23 protein-coding genes are annotated in these 21167 nt (G+C 71.9%); 19 read left to right on the top strand and 4 right to left on the bottom strand.

The features are described 5' to 3' along the window. The first annotated feature begins 664 nt into the window (after positions 1-664). A complete protein-coding gene (locus tag ACIRPH_RS15900; protein ID WP_402914623.1) occupies positions 665-976 on the top strand; it encodes a hypothetical protein in 312 nt (103 codons plus the stop codon). Here ACIRPH_RS15900 and ACIRPH_RS15895 read toward each other — a convergent pair. The 3 genes from ACIRPH_RS15895 to ACIRPH_RS15885 form a co-directional block, all read right to left on the bottom strand. Then, complete coding sequence (locus ACIRPH_RS15895) at positions 970-1857, bottom strand: phosphotransferase enzyme family protein (protein ID WP_402914621.1); 888 nt, start codon at positions 1855-1857, stop codon at positions 970-972. The genes ACIRPH_RS15900 and ACIRPH_RS15895 overlap by 7 nt on opposite strands. 55 nt (positions 1858-1912) lie before the next feature. After that, positions 1913-2458, bottom strand: a complete 546-nt coding sequence (locus tag ACIRPH_RS15890) for a hypothetical protein (RefSeq protein WP_402914618.1) — start codon at positions 2456-2458, stop codon at positions 1913-1915. 191 nt (positions 2459-2649) lie between these two features. Further along, on the bottom strand, positions 2650-4377 hold the full coding sequence (locus ACIRPH_RS15885; RefSeq protein ID WP_402914616.1) for a SpoIIE family protein phosphatase: 1728 nt from the start codon (positions 4375-4377) through the stop codon (positions 2650-2652). A gap of 553 nt (positions 4378-4930) precedes the next feature. Here ACIRPH_RS15885 and ACIRPH_RS15880 point away from each other — a divergent pair. The 13 genes from ACIRPH_RS15880 (at position 4931) to ACIRPH_RS15820 (ending at position 13384) form a co-directional block, all read left to right on the top strand. Beyond that, positions 4931-5632 carry an AAA family ATPase gene (locus ACIRPH_RS15880; protein WP_402914614.1) on the top strand — a complete coding sequence of 234 codons (702 nt, stop codon included), beginning with the start codon at positions 4931-4933 and terminating at the stop codon, positions 5630-5632. Positions 5633-6014: 382 nt separating this feature from the next. Beyond that, complete coding sequence (locus tag ACIRPH_RS15875) at positions 6015-6224, top strand: hypothetical protein (protein ID WP_402914611.1); 210 nt, start codon at positions 6015-6017, stop codon at positions 6222-6224. A 214-nt stretch (positions 6225-6438) separates the two neighbouring features. After that, entirely contained in the window at positions 6439-7338 is a 900-nt protein-coding gene (locus ACIRPH_RS15870) for an aminoglycoside phosphotransferase family protein (protein WP_402914609.1), read from the top strand. Between the two features lie 198 nt (positions 7339-7536). Then, positions 7537-7845: a gas vesicle protein gene (locus ACIRPH_RS15865; protein ID WP_402914606.1), complete on the top strand. Its 309-nt coding sequence runs from the start codon at positions 7537-7539 to the stop codon at positions 7843-7845. Between the two features lie 82 nt (positions 7846-7927). Continuing rightward, positions 7928-8335 (top strand): gas vesicle structural protein GvpA, encoded by a 408-nt coding sequence (locus tag ACIRPH_RS15860; RefSeq protein ID WP_402914838.1) that lies wholly within the window; start codon positions 7928-7930, stop codon positions 8333-8335. Then, on the top strand, positions 8332-9063 hold the full coding sequence (locus ACIRPH_RS15855) for a GvpL/GvpF family gas vesicle protein (protein WP_402914603.1): 732 nt from the start codon (positions 8332-8334) through the stop codon (positions 9061-9063). The genes ACIRPH_RS15860 and ACIRPH_RS15855 overlap by 4 nt, the downstream gene beginning before the upstream one ends. Before the next feature lie 41 nt (positions 9064-9104). Continuing rightward, on the top strand, positions 9105-9353 hold the full coding sequence (locus ACIRPH_RS15850; RefSeq protein ID WP_402914600.1) for a gas vesicle protein GvpG: 249 nt from the start codon (positions 9105-9107) through the stop codon (positions 9351-9353). 21 nt (positions 9354-9374) lie between these two features. After that, a complete protein-coding gene (locus ACIRPH_RS15845; RefSeq protein WP_402914598.1) occupies positions 9375-9989 on the top strand; it encodes a hypothetical protein in 615 nt (204 codons plus the stop codon). After that, positions 9976-11250, top strand: coding sequence for an SRPBCC family protein (locus ACIRPH_RS15840; RefSeq protein WP_402914596.1), 1275 nt, complete (start codon positions 9976-9978; stop codon positions 11248-11250). The genes ACIRPH_RS15845 and ACIRPH_RS15840 overlap by 14 nt, the downstream gene beginning before the upstream one ends. 106 nt (positions 11251-11356) lie before the next feature. After that, positions 11357-11809 (top strand): gas vesicle protein, encoded by a 453-nt coding sequence (locus ACIRPH_RS15835; RefSeq protein WP_402914594.1) that lies wholly within the window; start codon positions 11357-11359, stop codon positions 11807-11809. Next, positions 11796-12596 (top strand): GvpL/GvpF family gas vesicle protein, encoded by an 801-nt coding sequence (locus ACIRPH_RS15830; protein ID WP_402914592.1) that lies wholly within the window; start codon positions 11796-11798, stop codon positions 12594-12596. The genes ACIRPH_RS15835 and ACIRPH_RS15830 overlap by 14 nt, the downstream gene beginning before the upstream one ends. Further along, positions 12593-12898 (top strand): gas vesicle protein, encoded by a 306-nt coding sequence (locus ACIRPH_RS15825; protein ID WP_402914591.1) that lies wholly within the window; start codon positions 12593-12595, stop codon positions 12896-12898. The genes ACIRPH_RS15830 and ACIRPH_RS15825 overlap by 4 nt, the downstream gene beginning before the upstream one ends. A gap of 27 nt (positions 12899-12925) precedes the next feature. Continuing rightward, the gene (locus ACIRPH_RS15820; protein WP_402914589.1) at positions 12926-13384 is read left to right on the top strand and encodes a gas vesicle protein K; all 459 of its coding nucleotides are present in this window, start codon (positions 12926-12928) and stop codon (positions 13382-13384) included. 99 nt (positions 13385-13483) lie between these two features. Here ACIRPH_RS15820 and ACIRPH_RS15815 read toward each other — a convergent pair whose 3' ends face one another. Then, positions 13484-14953 (bottom strand): hypothetical protein, encoded by a 1470-nt coding sequence (locus tag ACIRPH_RS15815; RefSeq protein WP_402914587.1) that lies wholly within the window; start codon positions 14951-14953, stop codon positions 13484-13486. A gap of 295 nt (positions 14954-15248) precedes the next feature. Between ACIRPH_RS15815 and ACIRPH_RS15810 the strand changes: the two genes are divergently transcribed. The 5 genes from ACIRPH_RS15810 to ACIRPH_RS15790 all read left to right on the top strand — a co-directional run bounded on the left by ACIRPH_RS15810 (position 15249) and on the right by ACIRPH_RS15790 (position 21043). Next, entirely contained in the window at positions 15249-16085 is an 837-nt protein-coding gene (locus ACIRPH_RS15810) for a MurR/RpiR family transcriptional regulator (RefSeq protein WP_402914585.1), read from the top strand. Between the two features lie 78 nt (positions 16086-16163). Further along, a complete protein-coding gene (locus ACIRPH_RS15805) occupies positions 16164-17330 on the top strand; it encodes an extracellular solute-binding protein (RefSeq protein ID WP_402914583.1) in 1167 nt (388 codons plus the stop codon). A gap of 151 nt (positions 17331-17481) precedes the next feature. Continuing rightward, positions 17482-19260, top strand: a complete 1779-nt coding sequence (locus tag ACIRPH_RS15800) for an ABC transporter permease (protein WP_402914581.1) — start codon at positions 17482-17484, stop codon at positions 19258-19260. Continuing rightward, complete coding sequence (locus tag ACIRPH_RS15795; RefSeq protein WP_402914579.1) at positions 19257-20411, top strand: ABC transporter ATP-binding protein; 1155 nt, start codon at positions 19257-19259, stop codon at positions 20409-20411. Before ACIRPH_RS15800 ends, ACIRPH_RS15795 begins: the two co-directional genes overlap by 4 nt. Continuing rightward, positions 20408-21043: a histidine phosphatase family protein gene (locus ACIRPH_RS15790; RefSeq protein ID WP_402914576.1), complete on the top strand. Its 636-nt coding sequence runs from the start codon at positions 20408-20410 to the stop codon at positions 21041-21043. Before ACIRPH_RS15795 ends, ACIRPH_RS15790 begins: the two co-directional genes overlap by 4 nt. The last annotated feature ends 124 nt before the right edge of the window (positions 21044-21167 follow it).

The following is a 21167-nucleotide window of genomic DNA, read 5'->3' as shown; positions in this document are numbered from 1 at the left end:
CTCGCCGTTCAGGGCGGAATCAGCCACACCACCCTGCGTCAACAATCCCACTGAGCGCATCTTGGCCACTGGTTGACCGAATGAAGCCCTGGTAGGTGACACATTCCCCGCGAGTGTCACCACTGGCGGCGGCATAGTGCGCATATCCTCCCCCGTCTCGGTAGTACCCCCCATGGCCCTCTGGTCCGGTGTACAGATAGATCTCTGTCCACGTCTCCACGCCATGCACCGAAGAGTGTGTTTTCAGCGCAATCGCACAGTTCTGCTGGTAAGTAGAGCTCCACAGGAGATAGGCGGTTCCCAAGCGGGTCGTGCTGTTTCTGAGCATGATGCCATTCGAGTGCTGAAGGGTGTACGAGCCACTGGACCAGCCGCAACCATCGCCCGCTCGGACTGCTTGGTCGAGCGTGTGCGCGGAAGCGGGGGCCACAGAAATAACCACAGTGCTCACCATCAACGCAAACACCATTGCTACATGGCGAACGAGATTTCGCATCCTGGAAGTCAAGGTCTCCCCTTCGTGGCTCAATCGGAGAAACCAGGATAATTTTTCGTTCACGGACCTTCTGGGAACTGACCAGGGGCGGCCAAGAACTTGACGGCCCGAGCCTGACCGAAATGACAGACCCGCCAGGCGGCCACACTCAGTCGCCGGGCGCCCCACGTGCCCGCGCCGCCGCCAGCCCGCACATGCCGCCTGGCCGAGCAGAGTCTGGCCGCCTCTATCGGCGACGAGTACGCGCGCAGCCGGGTGTTCACCCGCCTGGTGCTGGCCGCGGCCGTCCTCGGCCAGGGCGAGGTGGAGGAGGCCAGCCACATCGGTGAGCCGGCGGTCCCCCTGGTCCGGGCGACCTCGTCGGCGCGGTGCGCCGGGTACCTGGACGACTTCGCGAAGCAGGTACTCCCCCATCGGGACCAGCCCGGGGCGGCGCGGTTCCTGCGACATGCGCGCACCGTGGTGGTCACCGGTCAGTAGGGGTGCCAGGACCGGGGGCGCCCGGGATCATCCAGGTCGGCGACGCGCCGGTCGATCTCGGCGTCGATCCCGGGACTCTCGCCGCCCTTCTGCGCGAGCCAGGTGGTCATGCGCAATTCACGGACCGCCTTGTGGAGCGGGTAGCCCTCCCATGCCGTGACGTCGAAGCCGTAGGCGTCGCAGAAGTCGGCGTACTCTGCGTCGGTGTGCCAGCCCAGGTCCCGGTACAGGGCGGTCAGAACCAGGTCCCATTCGGGCGGGCCCCAGCAGATGCCGTCCAGGTCGAAGAGCACGACCCCGTGGTCGGTGGCCAGCACGTTGCCGATGTTGGCGTCGCCGTGGATGACGTGTCGTCCCAGGACCGGGCTCACCGTGGGAAGGCGCTGGGCCAGGTCGCGGTGGACCCGGTGCAGTTGGTCGCGCTGGGGAGCGGTGAGCCGGGGCGCGGTGTCGATGCGCTCGCGGATCCGGTCGAAGGGGTCGAGGTCGGGCAGTTCCAGGCCGGGTGGCGGGGCGAGCCGGTGCAGGGAGCGCAGGAGCACGGCCAGTTCCCGAGGGACGGTCCACTCCCCGTCCACCGCTTCCCAGAGGGTGACGACGGTGTCCTCGGCCGGGACGGGCTGCTCACCCGGGAGGGGGCGGCTCACCGGTATCCCCTGGTCGGCGAGCCAGCGTGCGGCGCGCACCTCGCGGGCGGCCTCCGGGGTCCGGCCGGCGGAGCGCTCGACGCGGGCGATCACCCTGCCGCCGTCGAGGCGGAACACGGCCCGCTCCCCCGCCCGGATCAGCTCGGGTTCCTGGGATGGGGTGAGGCCCATGGAGTCGGCGGCGGTGTGGACGGCACGGGTCGCGCGCCGCACGAAGTCCTCGGTGTGGACCACGCGCCCCAGCCTACGCCGGGGCACCGGTTCCGCCTTCGTGAGCGGGGGTTGGATATCAGCCCGCGGCAAGGAGGCTGCTCATGCGTTGGACCCGGTCGGTCTGGGGGAAGGTGAGCCAGTCCCATTCGCCTTCCTCAGCTCCCATCCAGGAGGCCAGGCAGCGGCGGAAGAACTGTGAGGGCGCTCCGGTGGCGGTGCCGATCCAGTCCTGTCCGGGTGTGCCCAGGGCGACGGGTCCGCCGGCTCCGGTGACGCGCAGGTGGTGGGTTCCCTCGGTGAGGTCTGCGGGGTGGGCCAGGACCGGGGCGGCGTCGAAGACGGTCGTGGCGCACGCGGGGCGGGCCCACGGTTCCGGATCGGTGAACACCTCGGTGCCCGGCTGGTCCGCGGTGATCGTGGCCAGGTAGGCGGTGGCCTCGGCGGCGACGGGGCCCTGTTCGGCCGGGCGGCTGCCTCGGCGGGATTCGGCGGCGGCGCCGACCTTGGTCATCCCGTTGGCGAAGACGTCGAGGTAGAGCCAGTGCGGCTGCTGGAGGTAGTCGCGGATAAGGAGCGAGAACGCCATCAGGACAGCAAGGAAACCGGGGATCTTCTTGATCATTTCGCGCGAAACCCTCGCACCCGGCATCGGATTAACGAAAGCGCACCAAGTTCATTTCACAAACCGACAGCGAGGAAACTGACTTCACAAGGCGAGCGAGCTTTCGCATATGACACTATGTCTCATTCATGCTTGTCAGGCGTCACGGACCCGGCGAACGTTCCCGGCCAACCCGCTGAAGGCCACCGGCTTCACCTGTCGCTCGCTTCCGCTGGGATGCGGACGGCGAGCAATGCGGCATCGTCGTCATTGGTACCCGGCCGTGCGCGCTCCAGCAGGTGATCAACGAAGGAATCCAGGGAGCGGTGCGCAAGGGACGCCGCGTGCCGGCTCATGCGCCTCAAGCCTGTTTCCAGTGACTGTCCTCGGGCTTCGATCAGGCCGTCCGTGTAGAACAAGAGCGTCGATCCGGGCGGCAGGACAATGCGCGCATCGGCACGCGGCCGCCTCACGCCCGTACCGAGAAGGACCCCGCTTCCCTCTTCGAGGTAGTGGGTTATGCCGTCATGATGAATGAGCAGGGGCGGGGGATGGCCGGCGCTCGCCCACAGCAGTTCCCACTGTCCGACCTCGTTGACATGCAGATGGGCCAGAATGAGGGTGGCCATGGAGACATCACTGATGTGATCAAGGGCTTGGTCCAGGCGCTCGATCGTGTGATGAGGGGCTTGCTCCTGGGCCCAGGTATAGGCTCGGAGCATATTGCGAAGCTGAGCCATGCCGGCCGCTGCTTCCAAGTCGTGACCGACGACATCACCGATGACCAGGGCCGTGTCGCCGCAGGGCAGAGGGAACGCGTCGTACCAGTCACCGCCGACGTGTGAGACGTCCGGAGCAGGCAGATATCGAGCTGTCATCTCCAATCCCGACAGCTGCGGAAGTTGGGGCAACAGGTAGCGCTGCATGGTCTCGGCGACTTGGCGTTGGCGCTGGTAGTGGCGTGCGTTCTCCAGCGCGATGCCGATGCGCCGGGCGATGTCCTCGAGAAGAGCGAGGTCGCTCCGGGCAAAAGGATGATGCGAGCCCATGCGCCCCAGGGTCATGGCGCCCAGCACTTCTCGGGGACCGCGGATGGGAGCGATAGCCGCGGTGTTGATGCCTGTCACCTCGAACAGCTTGCGCTGCTCCACCGCGATACCCGTATCGGGCGGCCCAGAGTAGATTTCACGGTTGACGAGGGTGGAAGCGGCGCCCCGCAAGGCTTTGGACAGGGGCATACTCGAGGTTTCGGGTACCGGAGGCATCGGCCCCTGCAGGTCTTCACGTACGGTGATTTTCCCGTTATCCGCGTGGGCCACCAAAGAACGGGAAACCTCGTCGCCCTGGGTGATCAAGTCGATGACCACCCAGTCCGCGAGGCGTGGGAGTATCAATTCCACCACCCGCAGCAAAGACTTTTCCACATCGACGTTGCTGATCAGATGCGCGGTGGTGTCGGCCAGCAGGGCCAGTCGTTCTATCTCCGACAGTGTCCGGCGGGAGGAGGCGGAGTGCGCAAGGTCCGCCTCGTCCTGCTCGACGGCCTGGAAGATGATCAGCTCGGCGATCTGAGAAGTGTCGGAGACACAGGGGACAGCGGACCACGCCACAGGAAGAAGCGTGCCGTCACCTCGCTTGAACCAGGACTTTCCGGCGCGGGAGAAAGGGCTTGACAGCTCCCCGTGGGAAACGTCGAGTTTTTTCTTGGCGACCATGTTCCCTTGGGCGTTACGGTGCAGCAATTCTTGGGCGTCGTGCCCGAGCATCTCACTGGCGGAACGGTCCAGCAGTTGCAGAGCAGTGGTGTTGACCGCGACGAGACGCTCCTTCTCGTCGACGGCGTACACGCCCGAGCTCACGCAGTCCAGCGCCTCTCCAAGGAACCGGTGTCGATCTGACACATCGGCCGAATCGCTGCATGTATCAGGATTATCGCTCACAGCGGCTCCTCATCTCATGGGCCTGCCCGCCTACCTACCCTGGTCGAGGAGCGAGCGTAACCGGCGCCTACCCGATACGCCTGCGAAGGGCCGCCCTGCGCAGGGAGGGAACCAGAGACACTCATGTCTGTCTCGTGTACGAGGCAAGGCTGATGACGGACAGTAATGGTGAGGCCCTGGAGTTCGCGGCTCTTCTCCGACACCGGCCTACAGCCCACCGTGAACACCTCGAACAACTTATAACACGACGCCATGCGCAACGATCTCGGCTCGCTTCGGCAGACGCGGAAGGGCGTGCGGCGTCGGGCACCAAGCACAAGCCGGTCGTCTCCTGCGCGGGCGGCAACGAGACACCGCGCCGACCGACTGCCTGCCGCTCCAGGCTCAGCGGCGGTCCGCTGCCGTGAGTGACGCAGGGCGAGGCCGGCACACGCCGCAGTGGGGAGTTCTGCGTTGTTCGGATTCGTCGATGCCCGGTAGCGTCATGACATAGGTGACGCGGCCGCTGCGGAGCCGCGCCTCACCGGCGCGAAGGTCGGAGGAGCTGCCGAAGATGTTCCAAGGGCTGGCGCGGTACGTGCCCGCGGTGAATGACCCGACGGTGCGCGGCATGGTCTATCCCCGGCGGTCGCTCGTCCTGGTCTCCGGGGTGCCCGGGGCCGGGAAGAGCACCCTGCTGCGGCGGCTGTTCGGACTCCGCGAGAACGAGGAGCGCACCGTGCTCACCGCGGAGGGGGTGCGGGTGATCGACTCGCTGCAGTCGCGGTACCGGCTGGGACCGCTGCTCGACCGGATCCCCTACCCGCTGTGGCGCTGGGTGGTGCACGTCCTGCACCTGGTCCGGGTGGCCGCGGCGCTGCGCGGCGGCCCGGTGGTGCTGCACGAGTGCGGGACCCGCGGCCCGGTCCGCGTGCTGCTCGCCCTGCTCTGCCGGCTCCGCCGGTACGAGATGCACGTGGTGATGATCGACGCCACCCCTCAGGAGGCCCGCAACGGGCAGGACGCCCGGGGGCGGCGGGTGTCCGAGCGCAGCCACCGGGCGCATTCGCGGCGCTGGCGACGGCTCCGCGCGGCCACCCGGCGCAGGCCGGCGGCGTTCGCGCCGGGTGTGCGCAGTCTGCTCGCGCTCGACCGGCACCGGGCGCAGGAGCTGGCCTGGATCCGTTTCGGTCCCTGCGCGGATGTCCACGGTCCCCTGTACACCGCGGGGGAGTCGCCCCCCGGCGAGCTCGAACTCGCGATGTCCGACACCTAGCGGCACCGGCCTGCCGAACCCGCCCCGGACCGGGGTTCCGCGCAGCAGCGCGGCAGCGGACCCGGCCACGTCCGGGAACACCGTCCGGGAGGTGTCCGGGGTGACGTGCGTCGTCGCCCGGCCCGGCCGGGACCGCCTCCACGTCCGGCCCCGCGCCCGGAGCGGGAAGCCGCCGCGGCGCGGCCCGGGAGATGTCGTCCCCGTGTCGGACGCCGGGCCCGGGGCGGGGCATCGTGCGGGGCGGGCCGACCGGGACCGCGAGAACCGGGCGGATACGCTGCTGAGCGGGGAAGGCCGCGGATTTCACGGCGAAGGATTCCCTGCTCGATTGCCCTCTCGCGGCGTGCGTCCGCGATCCCGGTGAACAGTGAGGTGGACGGCCATGGACAAGCCGCGTGGGAAGGACTCGTTCTCGTTGCTGTACAGGACGGGGTTCCGTATCAACTACGCGCTCCTGCACGTCATGGGCCCGGCGTCCCAGACCCTCGAAACCGATCCGCAGCACCGGGCGAAGAAGGAGTACGAGCGCCGGCGCGGACTCCACCGGGCGTGGAAGGCGCACCAGCGGTCCGAGCAGCGCGACCGCGCCTGAGGTGTCCGCCGGCGCCGAGCCCCGGTGCGCAGGCAGGGCCGGGGCGCGGCCCTCCCCGGGTCCGGGACGCGTCCTGTGTCCCCGGTCGGCTCGTCGGACCCACCGGGGACTCAGGCGTTCGGCGGACCGCGGAGCGGCCCCGGCGGGCGTCCGGGGGAGGGGCCGGGCCGGAAAAGGGGGTGCACCACCGGGCGGGGGTGGCCAGACTGGGTCGATGGACATGCACGAGGGCCAGGTCCCGGTGTCCGCGGAGTCGGCGGCACGCATCGTCGCCGCCGAGTTCCCGGGGTGGGCCGGGCTGCCGGTCGTGCCCGTGCTCCCCGGGGGCACGGACAACGCCGTGTTTCGCCTGGGCGAGGGGTTCTCGCTGCGTTTCCCCCTGCGGCCGGGGGACCCCGGGGAGGTCGGCCGACGCCTGCGGGAGGAGGCCGCGGCCGCACGCGAGCTGTTGGGGCGCACACGGTTCGCCACCCCCGAGCCCGTGGCGATCGGGGGGCCGCGGGAGGGGTATCCGCTGCCGTGGGCGGTGCAGACGTGGCTGCCGGGGACCCCGGCCGACCGGCGCGACCCGGGCGGGAGCACGGGGTTCGCCCTGGACCTGGCCGAGTTCGTCCGAGGGGTGAGGGCCGTGGACACGCGCGGCCGGGCGTTCCGGGGAACGGGTCGCGGCGGCCGGATCGCCGACCACGACGCGTGGATGCGCACGTGCCTGGAGCGCAGTGAGGGGCTGCTGGACGTACCGCGCCTGCGCGGGCTCTGGGAGGGGATGCGGGAGCTGCCCCGGGGCGGGGATCCCGACCTCATGTGCCACGGCGACCTGATCCCCGGCAACCTGCTGGTACGGGGCGGGCGCCTGGCCGGCGTCCTCGACGTCGGCGGCCTGGGGCCCGCGGACCCGGCGCTGGACCTGGTCTGCGCCTGGCACCTGCTCGAGGAAGGGCCGAGGCACGCGTTCAGGGAGGCCCTGGGCAGCGGCGACCGGGAGTGGGAGCGCGGCCGGGCCTGGGCCTTCCAGCAGGCGATGGGGCTGGTCTGGTACTACCGGTACAGCAATCCGGCCATGAGCCGCACGGGGCGGCGGACCCTGGGGCGGATCACCGGCGCGTCCCGGTGAGCTCGCCGGGACGGACCGTCCCGGCCCCCGCTCCCGGCCGGGCTCCCCGAAACCGGCTCCGGGCGCCCTACCTGGTGGAACACGCCCTTCTCCCCCGCCTCTGACCAGCGGGACGTTTTGCCCGGATTTTTCGTGGTAGTGGTTAGTCCAGAGGGCAGGAAGAAAGAATCTGGACAATGGCCATTGGACAGGAGATCCATGAGCCAAGACAACGGAAGCGAAGGCCGTCCCCCGCCTCGCTCCTCAGGCAGAAAATCAATGATGGAACGCTTGCGGGAGGCTCGGGAGCAGTTCGAGGAGCTTACCGGAATCGAAGTCGAAAGCGTTTCCAGTTTCGAGCGGGACGGCGAAGGATGGAGCCTGAACCTGGAGACACTCGAGTTACGACGCGTCCCGGACACGGTGAGCATGCTGGCCACCTATTCCGTGGAACTCGACTCGGACGGTGAAATCCAGGGGTACCGGCGCGTGAAACGCTACACGCGAGGCCGTTCCGACGGATCATGACCTCATTTTCTGCGCACTGGATCAGGAGTATCTGCCCTTCGGATCTTCACCGACGAAAAGGAGCATGATTACGATGACCGTGATGCAGCAGTCCTCCGGCGGGGGCCGGAGTTCCGGAAACCTCTACGAGGTCCTGGAACTCATCCTCGACAAGGGGCTGGTGGTCGACGTGTTCGCGAGGGTTTCGCTCGTGGGCATCGAACTCCTCACCGTCGACGTCCGTATCGTGATCGCGAGCGTCGACACCTACCTGCGCTTCGCCGAGGCGTGCAACCGCCTGGACCTGACCAGCAGCGGCGGAGCCGGGCTCCCCGACCTGGTGAACGGCGGCATGGAGAAGGGCGCGCGCAGCAAGTCCAAGGGCGCGCTCTCCGGCGCCGCCGAGGCCATCTCCGAGTCCTTCTCCAAGGGTCAGGACGACGAGAGGGGCGAGGAGAAGGCCCCGGCCCGCTCCCGTCGCCGCGCCTCCGGCAAGAAGGAGGACGAATGAGCACGTACGTCTACGGGATCGTCCGCGACGACGAGTCGCTCGACCACCTGAAGCTCACCGGGGTCGGTGAGAACCCCGCCCCCCTGCGCTTCGTCCGCGCCGGCGGCCTGGCCGCGGCTGCGAGCGACGCCCCCGAGGGGCTCCGCGCCAAACGGCGTGACCTGGCGGCCCACCAGGACGTGCTCCAGACCCTGGCCCAGGGGCACGGGGTCCTGCCGCTGCGCTTCGGAGCGGTGAGCGCGGACGACGAGGCGGTCGCGGCCGAGCTCGACCGCGGGGCCGACCACTACTCCGGGCTTCTCGCACAGCTGGCCGAGCGGGTGGAGTTCAACGTCAAGGCCACGCACATCGAGGAGGCGGCGCTGCGGCTGGTGCTCCTCGACGACGAGTCCCTCCGGGCCAGGAACGAGGCCCTGCGCGCCTCGGGCGGCGGCACGCCCGCCGAGCAGATGGAGTTCGGCGAGCAGGTCTCCCAGGCCCTGGAGGCCCTGAGGCAGCGCGACGCCGAGGCCGTCACCCGGCCCCTGGCCGAGCACGCCGAGCGCGTGGCCATGGGCCCCCTCGTGGGCGGCTGCCTGGCCAACGTCTCGGTCCTGGTGCGCAAGGACCGGACCGAGGACTTCGTCCGCGTCGCGGGTGAGCTCCAACAGCAGTGGGGGACCCTCCTGGAGATCCGGGTCAACGGCCCGCTTCCCCCCTACAGCTTCGTGACGGCTCCGCCGCGCTGAGCCGGGGCGCGAGCGCCCCGGCCCGAACGAGAGGAGGGCACATGGGCCTTCTCCGCGCGATCCTCACCGCTCCCGCCGTCGCTCCGGTCCGGTTCGCGGACTGGACGGCGCGCCAGGTCCTGGAGGCCGCCGAGCGGGAGGTGTACGACCCCTCGCGGATCCGGCAGCGCCTGGCCGAACTGTCGGAGCGGTTCGACAGGGGAGAGCTGTCCGCGGACGAGTTCGACGAGCTCGAGGACGAGCTGCTGGACGAGCTGGAGGAAGCCGAGAGGTACCAGGGTCTCCGATAGACGACATTGAGGTGTGAAACCGTGAGTGACACGGCGAAAATCGTGGCCGCCGCCGTAGGCGGTTACATCCTCGGCCGGAAGAAGAAGCTGAAGCTCGCCCTAGGGCTCGGCCTCTACCTCGGCGCGAAGAAACTCGACATCAAGCCCCAGCTGCTCGCCCAGGGCCTGCTGAAGGAGGTCTCCTCCCTCCCGGTGGTGGGCGAGCTGAGGAACCAGTCGCGGGAGCAGCTGCTCAACGTGGGCAAGGCCGCCGCGGGCAACCTGGCCGGCAAGTGGGCGGGCTCCCTGGCCGACTCCCTCAACGACCGGACCGAGAGCCTCAGGTCCGGCGCCGTCGACACCGTCTCCGGCGCGGGGAAGAGCGCGGCGGACACCGTCACCGGCGGGTCGGAGCGGTCCGAGGACGGGGGCGAGGTTCGCGAGGACGACGGGGACACCGGGGCGCCCTCCTCCGGGAAGGCCTCCGAGGGGTCCTCCCCCGACAAGGGCGGGCGCAAGGCCAAGGCGAAGAAGACGGCACCGCGGCGCGCCGCGTCGAGCACCGCCGCGAAGGTGGGCAGCGGTACGCGCAAGGCCGCTCAGCGCAAGCGCCCGGCCCGCGAGGACGGCGAGGGGGACGGTGATGGGCGTGGCTGAGTCCGACGGCCCCCTGGCCCGCCTGCGCTCCGCAGCCGACAGGAACGAGGGCACCTCCAAGCTCGCCGACGCGGTCCAGGACTACGTCAGCGCCAAGGCGAGCAGTGTGGTGACCGGCGCCGCCCGCAAGCTCGGCGGCACGGTCGAGCGGTTGTCCGGCGAGGGTGTCGCCGGCGCCCCCGTGGTGGGCGAGGTCGGCCGCAAGCTCGTCCAGGGCAAGGGCCCGGCCAACGCCGTGGTCGCCGGCGGGGCCAAGGGCCTCAAGAACAAGGCCAAGAAGGCCTTCGGCAAGGGGGGCGGGGGCGGCAGGCCCTCGAAGAGCGTCAACATCGTCGAGGACATCGACGTCGGCGTCCCCGTGCGTGTGGCCTACAACCAGTGGACCCGCTTCCCCGACTTCGGCTCCTTCGCCAAGGGCGTGCAGAGCGTGGAGAAGACCGGCGACACCACCTCGCACTGGAAGGGCAAGGTCTTCTGGTCGAGCCGGAGCTGGAAGGCCGCCGTCACCGAGCAGGTGCAGGACCACCGGATCGCCTGGTCGACGGAGGCCGCCAAGGGCACCATGAAGGGGGCGGTGACCTTCCACCCCCTGGGGGAGAACCTCACACGGGTCCTGCTGGTGGTGGAGTACTACCCCAAGGGCCTCTTCGAGCGCACCGGCAACCTCTGGCGGGCCCAGGGCCGACGCCTCCGGCTGGACCTCAAGCACTATCGGCGCCAGGTCATGATGATGGCCCTGTCCGAGGCGGAGGAGATGCAGGGCTGGCGCGGGGAGGTGCGCGAGGGGGAGGTCGTCCTCTCCCACGAGGACGCCCTGGAGCTCGAGGAGGCCGGCCTCTCCGAGGAGCAGTGGGACGAGCTGGCGCGGCTGGACGAGGACGAGGCCGCCGAGCTCGCGGAGCTGGACCCGGAGGAGCGGGAGCGGCTCGCGGCCCTGGGCTCGGGACCCCCGCACGACGACGGGCCCGAGGCGGAGGAGTCCGAGGACGGGGATCTCCCCGACGACGAGTCGTCCGACGAGGGGGACGATCCCGAGGACGAGGAGTCGGAGGAGCTGGAGGAGGACCCGGAGGAGACCGACGAGGAACTCCTCGACGAGGAGCTCGAGGACGAAGAGCCCGAGGACGAGGAGCTCGAGGACGAGGAGCCCGTTGATGAAGAGCCTGCGGACGAGGATTCTGATGAGGCGGACGAACAGGACCTGGACGACGACGAGGAGTACGTCGACGAGGACGGGTCCCGCGCCGACGGGCGCTCCTGAGCCGGGCGGCCCCGCAGGGCCGGGGGCCGGGGCGCCGAAGCCGACGGGGGCGTGCCCGTGATCCGTACCCGTGCGCCCCGGCCCGGTGCGGAGGACGGGGGAACCCATGAGTGAACCGACACCGTGGCGCGGCGAGCCCCGGCAGATCCGCTCCTCCGGCGGTTCCTCGTCCGCCAACCTCGCCGACGTCCTGGAGCGCGTGCTCGACAAGGGCGTGGTCATCGCCGGAGACATCAAGATCAACCTCCTCGACATCGAGCTCCTCACCGTCAAGCTCAGGCTCCTCGTCGCCTCGGTGGACAAGGCCAAGGAGATGGGCATCGACTGGTGGGAGCACGACCCCGCGCTGTCCTCCCGCGCGATGAAGCGGGGCGACGAGGAGCTGGAGGAGGAGAACCGGCTCCTGCGCGAGCGCATCGCCGCCCTGGAGGAGGGGAAGGCGCCCCTGCCCGCCGCGGACGGGCGGGCGGACGCCTCCCCGGAGGGTGCGGCCGGAGCCGCCGCGCGGGAAGGCGGGGCGTCCGGGGCCGACGGCGAGGAGGGGCATGGACAGGACTGAGTACGCGAGCTACGTCTACGCCGTGTGCCGTCCCCTCGGGGCCGGTGCGCTCGACGGGGCGACCGGGGTCGGGGGGCGCCCGGTGCACCTCGTGGCCGAGGGCGACCTCGCGGCCGTGGTCAGCGCCGTCCCCCTGAACGAGTTCGACGAGGCCGCCCTCCAGGCCAACCTCGAGGACCTGCGCTGGTTGGAGGCGGTGGCCCGGGCGCACCACGGCGTCGTCGACAGGACCGCCCGCCGGACCGTGGCCGTGCCGCTGAGGCTGGCGACGGTCTACCGCGGGGACGGACGCGTGCGCCAGGTGCTCCGGGACGAGCGCGCGTCCTTCGACGCCGTCCTGCGGCGGCTGGAGGGCTGCGTCGAGCTGGGGGTCAAGGTCTACGCGGAGACCGGCGCGCGCCGCCCCGAGGACGCGTCGCAGGCCGAGACCGCGCCCCCGGACGAGAGCCAGGGCAAGGCGTACCTCCGCAGGCGCAGGCAGCAGCGCGAGAGCCGCGACGACGCCTGGCAGCGGGCCGCCCGGCTGTGCGAGGAGGCCGACGAGGCGCTGGGGGCGCTGTCCCGGGCCCGCGAGCACCACAGGCCCCAGGACTCGGCGCTCTCGGAGGCCCCCGGCGAGAACGTGATGAACACCGCCTACCTGGTGGAGGACGGCCGTGTGGAGGCCTTCCTCGACACGGTGCGCGAGCTGGACTCCCGGGCGTCGGCGGGTACGCGGGTCGAGGTCTCCGGGCCGTGGGCGCCCTACTCCTTCGCCTCCCCGGGAACGACGGGGGTGGGCGTATGAGCCCGGCGGAGGGCCCCGGCGCCCGTGACGGGTCCGCGTCCGGCTCCGCCCCGGGCCCCTACTCGCTCACGCGCATGCTGGACGAGGACCACCCCCTGGCCAACCGCGAGATCTCCCTGGTCGACCTGCTCGACCGCGTCCTGGCCAAGGGGGTGGTGATCACGGGGGACCTGACCGTCTCCATCGCCGACGTCGACCTGGTCCGGGTGTCCCTGCGCGCGCTGGTGTCCTCGATCAACGAGGACGTGCCCTCGCCCTGGGAGCACGGCCATCCCCTGGCCGGATGGATCCGTCAGGACTGACACCCGACCTCACCGAAGGGGGACAGCATGGCAGCAGGAGCCGGGGACTCCCGGCAGCACACGGCGGGGGCGGTCGTCCGCGACCTGGACGGGGCCTCCGGCGCCGGCGGGGGGCGCGACGTCCTGGGCGAGCTCCAGAACGCGCTGGACGGCACGGCGCGGGGCGGGGAGGACGCCTCCGGGGCGCGGACGGAGCAGCAGGGGCTGCGCCACAGGATCGAGACCGAACCCGACACGGTGGAACGCGACCTGATCAAACTGGTGCTCACCGTGGTGGAGCTGGTGCGCCAGCTCATGGAGCGGCAGGCCCTGCGCCGGGTGGACCAGGGCGACCTCACCGAGGAGCAGGAGGAGCGCATCGGCATGACCCTGATGCTGCTCGACGAGCGGATGACCGAACTGCGCGAGCGCTACGGCCTGTCCGCCGCCGACCTCAACCTCGACCTGGGGCCGCTGGGCTCCCTGCTCCCCGGCGGCGACGGCTAGCCGCCGGCCGTCCCGGGGCCCGCCGAAGGCATCCGCGCACACGCCCCGGGAGCGCCCCCGGGCCCGCCGAGCGCTCGGCGCCCCGCCGCCCGTCCCGGTTCAGTACGCCGAGGGCACCCGGGTCCAGGCGCGGGCGGCCAGTGTCAGCGCTCCCTCGCCCGTCACGAGGGTCCTCAGCCCACCGCCCCCGTCCTCCACGCGGAGGGGGCCGGTCCCGTCGAACGCCCCGTTCCGCACCCTGAGCCGGACGGGATCGGCGGCCTCGAGGGCCCGCAGCCGCCATGGCGCCCCCTCCCCGGAGGGCACGGCCACGTGCACGAGGGCGGAGGCGTCGTGGCGGGTGCGCCAGGCGGTGTGTCCGGCGGTGAAGGAGACCATGCGCAGCCCGACGGGCTCCGGGAGGTCCACGGCCTCCCCGGCCGGGACGCGGGCGTGCGGCACGCCTCCCCCGGCGACCAGCTCCTCACGCACCCCGCGAGCCAGATCCCGCGCGTCCGGCATGCCCCCGAGCAGCCGCCGCCAGTCCGGAGCCAGTTCGGTCCCTCCGCGCCGGAGCCACTGGGCCACGAGGGAGCGGAAGGCGGACTCCCGCCGCCGTGCGGGGAGCGCGCCCACACGCAGGACGTCCCCTCCGGCTCCGGCGAGGGCACGGCAGTAAGCCTCCAGCGGGACCCGTGCGGCCTCCCGGGGGTAGCGGACGGAGCGGATCATCATCATGGCCCCGATCAGGAAGACCGCCGCACCGTGTGCGGAGCTTCCCAGCCTCCCCCTGCCCGGAGGTCCCCCGGACCGGGACCGCTCCCCCCGGCGCGGGATCGTCCCGTCGGCCCGCCGCCCGGCGGCCGACAGGTGCCATGAGTGGTCGTCGATCATCGAAGAGGCCGACCGCGCACGCAGCACCCCGCGTGCTCCCAGGCCGATCTCGACCCCGGAGGAGGCGGGTTCCAGGCGCGCTCCGGCCCCCTCACAGGTGTCGAGGTCCACCCCGGCGAGGTCCTCCAGCTCCACGTCGAGCGTGGGGCGGGCCGGGGAGGCGCTCTCACCGGCGTCGTAGGAGCGCACGAGTTCCAGGGTGAGGAAGGCGCCGAGGCGGGCGCCGGCCCGTTCGATCCGCAGGTGGCGGACGGTGGCCGCGTCCAGTGCGTAGTCCTCCGACAGTTCGGCCGCCGTCTGCGGCGTCAACCGGGAGGGCACCGGGCAGACCTCGCCCCGGTAGTCGCGGTAGGGCGTGTCCGGGCGCGCGGGGACGGGCCGGGCGAGCACGTCGATCCGGTACCCGGCGGCCGCGGTCTGCTCCGCCATCCAGGCGCGGCGCTCCGGGCCCAGGCGCGCCATCCACTCCAGTGCCTCCCGGGCGCGCCGTTCCCGCTCCCGTGCGGAACGGCCCGTCGCGGCGCGGAAGAGGGGGAGGGTGTTGTTGTCCCACACGTCGGAGACGGCCCTGACGGTTTCGCGGTCGAACGTGCGCGCGTCGTGGGCGGCGTCGGCGATCTGGGCGATCGAGCGGTCCAGCAGCGCGCCCAGCGCGGCGAGGGCCGTCCCGGCGCGCCCGGGGGTTCCGGGGTCCATACCCGAACCCTGGCACGGGGCCGCGACGGCCGCCCCCGCGGGGCCCCGGTGGAGCGGTGCCCGCGTGCTCCGGCCGAGCCGGTTCCGCCGACCGGGCGGGGCGCCGTCCGCACGGGAGCCCCGTGCCCCCGCCGTCCGGGGGCGGCCCCTCCCGTCCGGGGTCGCGGGCGCGTCGGGGCAGGCAGAGGCCCCTCCCCCGCGGAACCGGGCGCCCGTCCGACCTGGGGGTGAAGGCCCCATGAACCGCAACTTAAATTGCAGAAGGTCATACTCACGCAATTAAAATTGCTGTAGCGTGACTGTCGTGAACTTCCACGAGCGTGTGAACGAGTACCGCGACCGGCTGACCAAGTCGGACCGGGTCCTCCTCGACGAACTCCTGGCCCACCCGGCGGAGGCCCCGCTGTGGCGGGGCGGTGACGTCGCCCAGCGCGCGGGGGTGCACCCCGCCGCCGCCACCCGCCTGGCGCAGCGCCTGGGGTACCAGGGGTACCTGGAGCTGCGGGACGACCTGCGGGAGGACCGCGAGGCACACCTCAACGGCGCCGGCGACCGGTTCCGCGCGGAGCTCCGGGGGGAGGGGCGCGTCCTGGACACGCTCCTGGCCACCGAGCTCGAATCGCTGGCTGCCGTCGGAAGGCACGTGGACCAGACACAGATCGACGAGGTCGCCGACCTCCTGGTCGGCGCGCGCGTGGTCCACCTCTTCGCACGGGGCAACGCGGGGGTCCTGGCCGAGCTCCTCGACGGACGGCTGCGGCGGTTCGGGATGCACTCGGTCAACCTCGTCGGCCCCGGTCGCGAGGTCGCCGAACGGGTGCTGGCGATGTCGGAGTCCGACGTCGTCGTGTCCTTCGCCTTCCGCCGCGCCCCGCGCAACCTCACGGACCTCTACGCCCGGGCGTCCGCCGTGGGCGCCCGCTCCGTCCTGATCACGGACACCCTCCACACCCTCGACCCCGCCCCGACCACCGTCCTGTCCGCCCCGCGCGGCCACCAGGAGGGCTTCTCCTCCCTGAGCGTCCCGATGATGATCGCGAACGCCATCGTGCTCACCGTCGCCCAGCGGCACCCCGACGTCATCCTCCCCGCCCTCGACCGACTGGACGGCCTGCTCACGGACTTCGACTGACGCCACCGGCCGGAGTCCCCCGGCGTCCGTGTCCGCCCCCTCCCCCACCTGCGCGAGAACTGACACAAAGGACCTGTCATGCGCTTTTCGAGAATGCTCTCCGCCTCCGTCGCCCTCCCCCTCGCCGTCTCCCTCGCCGCCTGCGGCGGCGGCGCCCCCCAGGCCCCCGCCGCCGACCAGGGCGCGGGCCCCCACGAACTCGACGACGCCACCCACGAGGAACTCGTCGAACTGGCCGCCGAGGAGGGCGAGGTCACCGTCTACTCCTTCACCTCGCGCATCGCCTCGGTCGAGGAGGCGTTCGAGGCCGAGTACCCCGGCGTCGACCTGATCGGCCACGACATCTCCTCCTCCGAGCAGATCACCCGGCTGCGGTCCGAGTCCCAGGCCGGGACCCCCTCGGCCGACGTCGCCTACATCTCCGACGCCCCGGTCGTCATCACGGAGCTCGTCGCGGGCGGCGTCCTCCAGAACTACGTCCCGCCGCGGGTCGGGGAGACCGTTCCCGAGGAGTACCGACAGCCGCTGCTGGCCAACCGCCTCTCGACCAAGGTCCTCATGTACAACGAGGAGGCCCACCCGGACGGCTCGCCGGTCGGGAACCTGTGGCAGCTGACCGAGGAGGAGTGGAACGGCAGGGTCGTCATGGTCGACCCCGCGGTCCGCGGGGACTACCTCGACCTCGTGGCCGAGATCGTGCGGCAGTCCGAGGCGATGGCGCAGGCCCACCTGGACCACTTCGGGACCGAGGTCGTCCTCGACGACGGCGTCGAGAACGCCGGGCAGCAGTTCGTCAAGGACCTGTACGGCAACGGGCTGGTCCTGGTCGACGACACCGACAACGTCAACCAGGCGGTGGGCGCGGCGGGCCAGGACGACCCGCCGGTCGGCTTCACCTCGTACTCCGACCGCCGGGACAACGAGGAGGAGGGGTGGGCGCTCCAGGCCTCCCTGGGGACCGCTCCCTCACCGGGGATCACCTTCCCGGCCTACATCGGCATGGTGCGCGACTCCGACAGCCCGGCCGCCGCCCGGCTGGTCGCGGACTTCCTCATGGGCGACGACTCCGAGACGGGCGGCCCCGCCTTCGACCCCTTCTACGTCCCCGGCGACTACCCGGTGCGCACCGACGTGGCGGCCCCCGGGGGCGCGGTCTCCCTCGACGAGCTCGGCGCCTGGGACATCTCCCCCGAGGAGACGGCGCGGATCCGCGACGACGTGGCCGACTTCCTGCTGACCCTGTAGGCCGCGTTCCGCGGTCCGCTCCGGGCCCGCGGGCGCCGGTCCGGCCGCGGGCGTCCGCGGCACCCGTCCCGGGACGCGCCCCCGAGCGGGCGCACCGCCGCGCCGCGGGACACGTCCCGGGGCGGTCCCCCCGCCCCTGAGAGAGGATTCCATGAAGAGGGCACCCGCCCCCCGCCGCACGACGGTCGGCAGCACGGTGGCCCGTGCGCGGACCGCCCTCGGGCAGCCGACCGCCCTGCTGGGAGCCGGCACCCTGCTCGTCCTCGCCGTCCTCGTGGTCGCGCCGCTCCTCGGGCTGGTCAACACGACCCTGGCGGCCGGCGACCGCCAGGCGTGGACGGACGTCTTCGCCAGCCCGATGTCGGAGAACCTCCTGTGGAGGCCGATGGGCAACTCGGTCCTCATGGGGGTCGCCACCGCCGCCGGCTCCACGGTGATCGGCGGCTTCCTCGCCTGGGTGGTCGTGATGACCCGGCTCCCGGGGCGCGGGATCCTCGGCCTGCTGGCGACGATCCCGTTCGCCCTGCCGAGCTTCGCCCTGGCGCTGGCGTGGGAGTCGGTCTTCCGCAACGACCTGATCGGTGGCTCCACCGGCATCCTCATGAACCTGGGGATCCCCGTCCCCGACTGGCTGGCCTGGGGGCCGGTGCCGATCGCCGCGACCCTGACGGCCCACTACTTCTCGCTGTCGTTCATGCTCGTCGCCGCCGCCCTGGCGAGCGTCAACGGCGACCTCATGGAGGCCGCCGAGCTGACGGGCGCCCCGACGATGCGCGTGGCCCGCGACATCGCGCTGCCCGTCGTGGCCCCGGCGATGGTCTCGGGCGCCCTGCTCGCCTTCGCCGAGGGCGTCTCCAACTTCGTCACACCCGCGCTCCTCGGCCTGCCCGTCCGGTTCCACACGCTCTCGACCCGCCTGTACGGGGCGATCTCCACGGGCGACGTCTCACGCGGATACGTGCTGTCCATCGTGCTCATCCTCGTGGCCGCGATGATCATGTACGCCTCGACGAGGATCACGGGCGGCAGGCGCAGTTTCGCGACGATCACCGGCAAGGGCGGCCGCCGCCGGGGCGTCGACCTGGGGCCGTGGGCGCGGCCGGTGGCCGCGGTCGCGTGGCTGCTGGTCACCTGCACCACCGTCGTCCCCGGCCTGGTGCTCGTGTTCAGCTCGCTGACCCTGCGCACCAACGACTTCTCGTCGGGGCTGACCCTCCACTACTGGATCGGCGACTCCGACCCCGCCCTCGCCCAGGGGCAGCGGGGCATCCTGAACAACCCGCAGATCCTCCAGGCCACCTGGAACACCGTGCTCCTCGGGGTGTGCGTCGCGGTCTGCGCGGGTGTCCTCGGCCTGCTCATCTCCTACGTCATCACCCGCTCCGGCGGGCCGAGGTGGCTGTCGGGGACCCTGGGCGTCCTCTCGTTCGTGCCGTTCCTCATCCCCGGCATCGCGCTGGGCGCCGCGTTCATCGCGCAGTTCGGGGCGCCCATCGGCCCGGTCCCGAGCCTGTACGGGACGTTCGCGATCCTCGTGCTGGCCGGGATCGCGGCGACGATCCCGTTCTCGGTCCGGTCGGGCACCTCGGCGCTGGGCCAGGTGTCCAAGGACGTCGAGGAGTCGGCGGTGATGGCGGGGGCGGGGCTGTTCCGCAGGATCGGCTCCGTCATCGCGCCGCTGACGGCGCGCGGCCTGTTCACGGGAGGGGTGCTCGTGTTCGTCCAGATGGTGCGCGACCTCTCCCTCGTCGTGCTGCTGGCGACCCCGGCGATGCCCGTCCTGGCCGTCCTCACCTACCAGTACTCGTCGGAGAACTTCACGCAGTCGGCCAACGCGGTCACCGTCGTCATCGCGGTGATCTCGGTTGCGGCGACCATCATCGCGCGGCGCTTCGAGGGCGCCGCCCAACCCTGGAACTCGAACTCATGACCTCCACGATCGACACCGATCGGGCGGAAAGGACCGGCATGCGCTCCGGAGCGTCTTCGGCCTCCCTGACCATCACCGACCTCCGGAAGGACTTCGGCGGCACCGCGGCCGTCGACGGCATCTCGGTCGACGTCCCGGCGGGCTCCTTCCTCGTCCTCCTCGGCCCGTCCGGCTGCGGTAAGACGACGACCCTGCGGATGCTCGCGGGGCTGGAGAACCCCACCGGCGGCGAGATCCGGTTCGGGGACCGCGTCATCGCCCGGGGGGACGGCACCGCGGTCGTGGCCCCCGCCGAGCGGGAGGCCGGGCTGGTCTTCCAGTCCTACGCGCTGTGGCCGCACAAGACGGTGCGGCAGAACATCGAATGGCCGCTGACCGTCGCGAGGTGGCCGAAGGAGGAGCGCCGCTCCCGGGGCGACCGGGTGCTGTCGATGCTGGCGATCTCCGACCTCGCCGACCGGTACCCGGGGGAGATCAGCGGCGGACAGCAGCAGCGCGTGGCGATCGCCCGCATGATCGCGCCGCAGCCCAAGGTGCTGCTCTTCGACGAACCGCTGTCCAACCTCGACGCGAGGCTGCGGGTCGAGACCCGCGGGGAGCTCATGCGCGTCCACCGCTCCAGCGGCGCCACGAGCGTCTACGTCACCCACGACCAGGTCGAGGCGATGACCATGGCCACGCACATCGCGCTCATGAAGGACGGCCGGATCGAGCAGTTCGGCACGCCGCGGGAACTGCTGGAGTCGCCGCGCACGGCGTTCGCCGCCACGTTCATCGGCACTCCCCCGGCCAACATCGTCGAGTGCCGGGTCCACGAGGGGAGGCTGCGGGCGTTCGGCGTCGACTGCGGCGCCGCCCCGCCCGCGTCCGGGGGCGGGACCGTCAGGGCGATGTACCGGGCCGGGTCGGTCGGGATCGCCGCCGACGCGTCGGAACCGGGGTGTGTGGGGGCGACGTTCGCCGACCAGGTGCCGATGGCCGACAGGTGGGTCCTCGGCGTCGACCTCCCCGACGGGACGCGGATGCACGTCTCCCGCGACACGCCGGTCGGACTGCTGCCCGGCGACGGGATCGGCGTGCGCCTGCCCTCGGCGCCGGACGCGTACTTCGACGCCTCCGGTGAGCTCCTGGACGCCGGGGTGTCCGGATGATGCGGCTTCTCCTGGTCCGCCACGGCGAGACCGCGTGGAACGAGGAGCGCCGCCTCCAGGGACAGCGGGACGTCGGACTGTCCGAGGCAGGGCGGCGGCAGGTCTCCGCCCTGGCGGAGACGGTCGGGTACCTGGCCCCCGGGTACGTCGTCACCTCGGGCCTGCGCCGCACGCGGGAGACCGCGGAGGTGCTCGGCGTCCGTCCCGACGCGCGCGACCCCCGGTTGAACGAGGCGTACCTGGCCGGATGGGAGGGGCGCTACTCGGCGGAGGTCAGGGCGGAGGACGGCGGCGTGTACGCCGCGTGGCGCGCGGGGCGGTTCCACCCGCCGGGGGCCGAGAGCTTCGGCGAGCTGACCGACCGCGTGGTCGCCGGGCTCGACGCCGCCGTGCGGCGGGCCGCGGACGGCGGGCACGAGCTGCTCATGGCGGTCACGCACGGCGGGCCGGCGCGGGCCTTCCTGACGGCCGCCGTCGGGCTCGACCCCGCCCGCACGGTCCCGAGCCACCCGGCCAGCCTCAGCATCGTCGACGTCGACCCCGGGGCCGCGTCCCTCCTCGAACCGGGGGCGGCCAGGCTCCGGCTGTTCAACTACTCGCCGGCGATGTCGCCGCTGGACCCGCCGGACTGACGGCCGCGGGACGGGGCCGGTCGGGGGCCCGACCGGCCCCCGGTCCGCGCCCCGCGGGCGCGCATCGCCGTCGCGGCCGCCGCCCGGGACGGTCGGCCCGCCGGGGCCGGTCCCCGCCGGGCCG

The sequence above is a fragment of the Nocardiopsis sp. NPDC101807 genome (genome assembly GCF_044766605.1).
Classification (GTDB): domain Bacteria; phylum Actinomycetota; class Actinomycetes; order Streptosporangiales; family Streptosporangiaceae; genus Nocardiopsis; species Nocardiopsis tropica.
This window is presented reverse-complemented; position numbering and strand designations above follow the sequence as displayed.

What these genes read in the sequence shown, in the direction of transcription:
- ACIRPH_RS15835 (WP_402914594.1), top strand. Translation starts at nt 11,357, where the DNA reads ATGAGTGAACCGACACCGTGGCGCGGCGAGCCCCGGCAGATCCGCTCC.
- ACIRPH_RS15855 (WP_402914603.1), top strand. Translation starts at nt 8,332, where the DNA reads ATGAGCACGTACGTCTACGGGATCGTCCGCGACGACGAGTCGCTCGAC.
- ACIRPH_RS15840 (WP_402914596.1), top strand. Translation starts at nt 9,976, where the DNA reads ATGGGCGTGGCTGAGTCCGACGGCCCCCTGGCCCGCCTGCGCTCCGCA.
- ACIRPH_RS15795 (WP_402914579.1), top strand. Translation starts at nt 19,257, where the DNA reads ATGACCTCCACGATCGACACCGATCGGGCGGAAAGGACCGGCATGCGC.
- ACIRPH_RS15825 (WP_402914591.1), top strand. Translation starts at nt 12,593, where the DNA reads ATGAGCCCGGCGGAGGGCCCCGGCGCCCGTGACGGGTCCGCGTCCGGC.
- ACIRPH_RS15865 (WP_402914606.1), top strand. Translation starts at nt 7,537, where the DNA reads ATGAGCCAAGACAACGGAAGCGAAGGCCGTCCCCCGCCTCGCTCCTCA.
- ACIRPH_RS15830 (WP_402914592.1), top strand. Translation starts at nt 11,796, where the DNA reads ATGGACAGGACTGAGTACGCGAGCTACGTCTACGCCGTGTGCCGTCCC.
- ACIRPH_RS15790 (WP_402914576.1), top strand. Translation starts at nt 20,408, where the DNA reads ATGATGCGGCTTCTCCTGGTCCGCCACGGCGAGACCGCGTGGAACGAG.
- ACIRPH_RS15870 (WP_402914609.1), top strand. Translation starts at nt 6,439, where the DNA reads ATGGACATGCACGAGGGCCAGGTCCCGGTGTCCGCGGAGTCGGCGGCA.
- ACIRPH_RS15850 (WP_402914600.1), top strand. Translation starts at nt 9,105, where the DNA reads ATGGGCCTTCTCCGCGCGATCCTCACCGCTCCCGCCGTCGCTCCGGTC.
- ACIRPH_RS15890 (WP_402914618.1), bottom strand. Translation starts at nt 2,458, where the DNA reads ATGATCAAGAAGATCCCCGGTTTCCTTGCTGTCCTGATGGCGTTCTCG.
- ACIRPH_RS15820 (WP_402914589.1), top strand. Translation starts at nt 12,926, where the DNA reads ATGGCAGCAGGAGCCGGGGACTCCCGGCAGCACACGGCGGGGGCGGTC.
- ACIRPH_RS15860 (WP_402914838.1), top strand. Translation starts at nt 7,928, where the DNA reads ATGCAGCAGTCCTCCGGCGGGGGCCGGAGTTCCGGAAACCTCTACGAG.
- ACIRPH_RS15875 (WP_402914611.1), top strand. Translation starts at nt 6,015, where the DNA reads ATGGACAAGCCGCGTGGGAAGGACTCGTTCTCGTTGCTGTACAGGACG.
- ACIRPH_RS15800 (WP_402914581.1), top strand. Translation starts at nt 17,482, where the DNA reads ATGAAGAGGGCACCCGCCCCCCGCCGCACGACGGTCGGCAGCACGGTG.
- ACIRPH_RS15815 (WP_402914587.1), bottom strand. Translation starts at nt 14,953, where the DNA reads ATGGACCCCGGAACCCCCGGGCGCGCCGGGACGGCCCTCGCCGCGCTG.
- ACIRPH_RS15880 (WP_402914614.1), top strand. Translation starts at nt 4,931, where the DNA reads ATGTTCCAAGGGCTGGCGCGGTACGTGCCCGCGGTGAATGACCCGACG.
- ACIRPH_RS15805 (WP_402914583.1), top strand. Translation starts at nt 16,164, where the DNA reads ATGCGCTTTTCGAGAATGCTCTCCGCCTCCGTCGCCCTCCCCCTCGCC.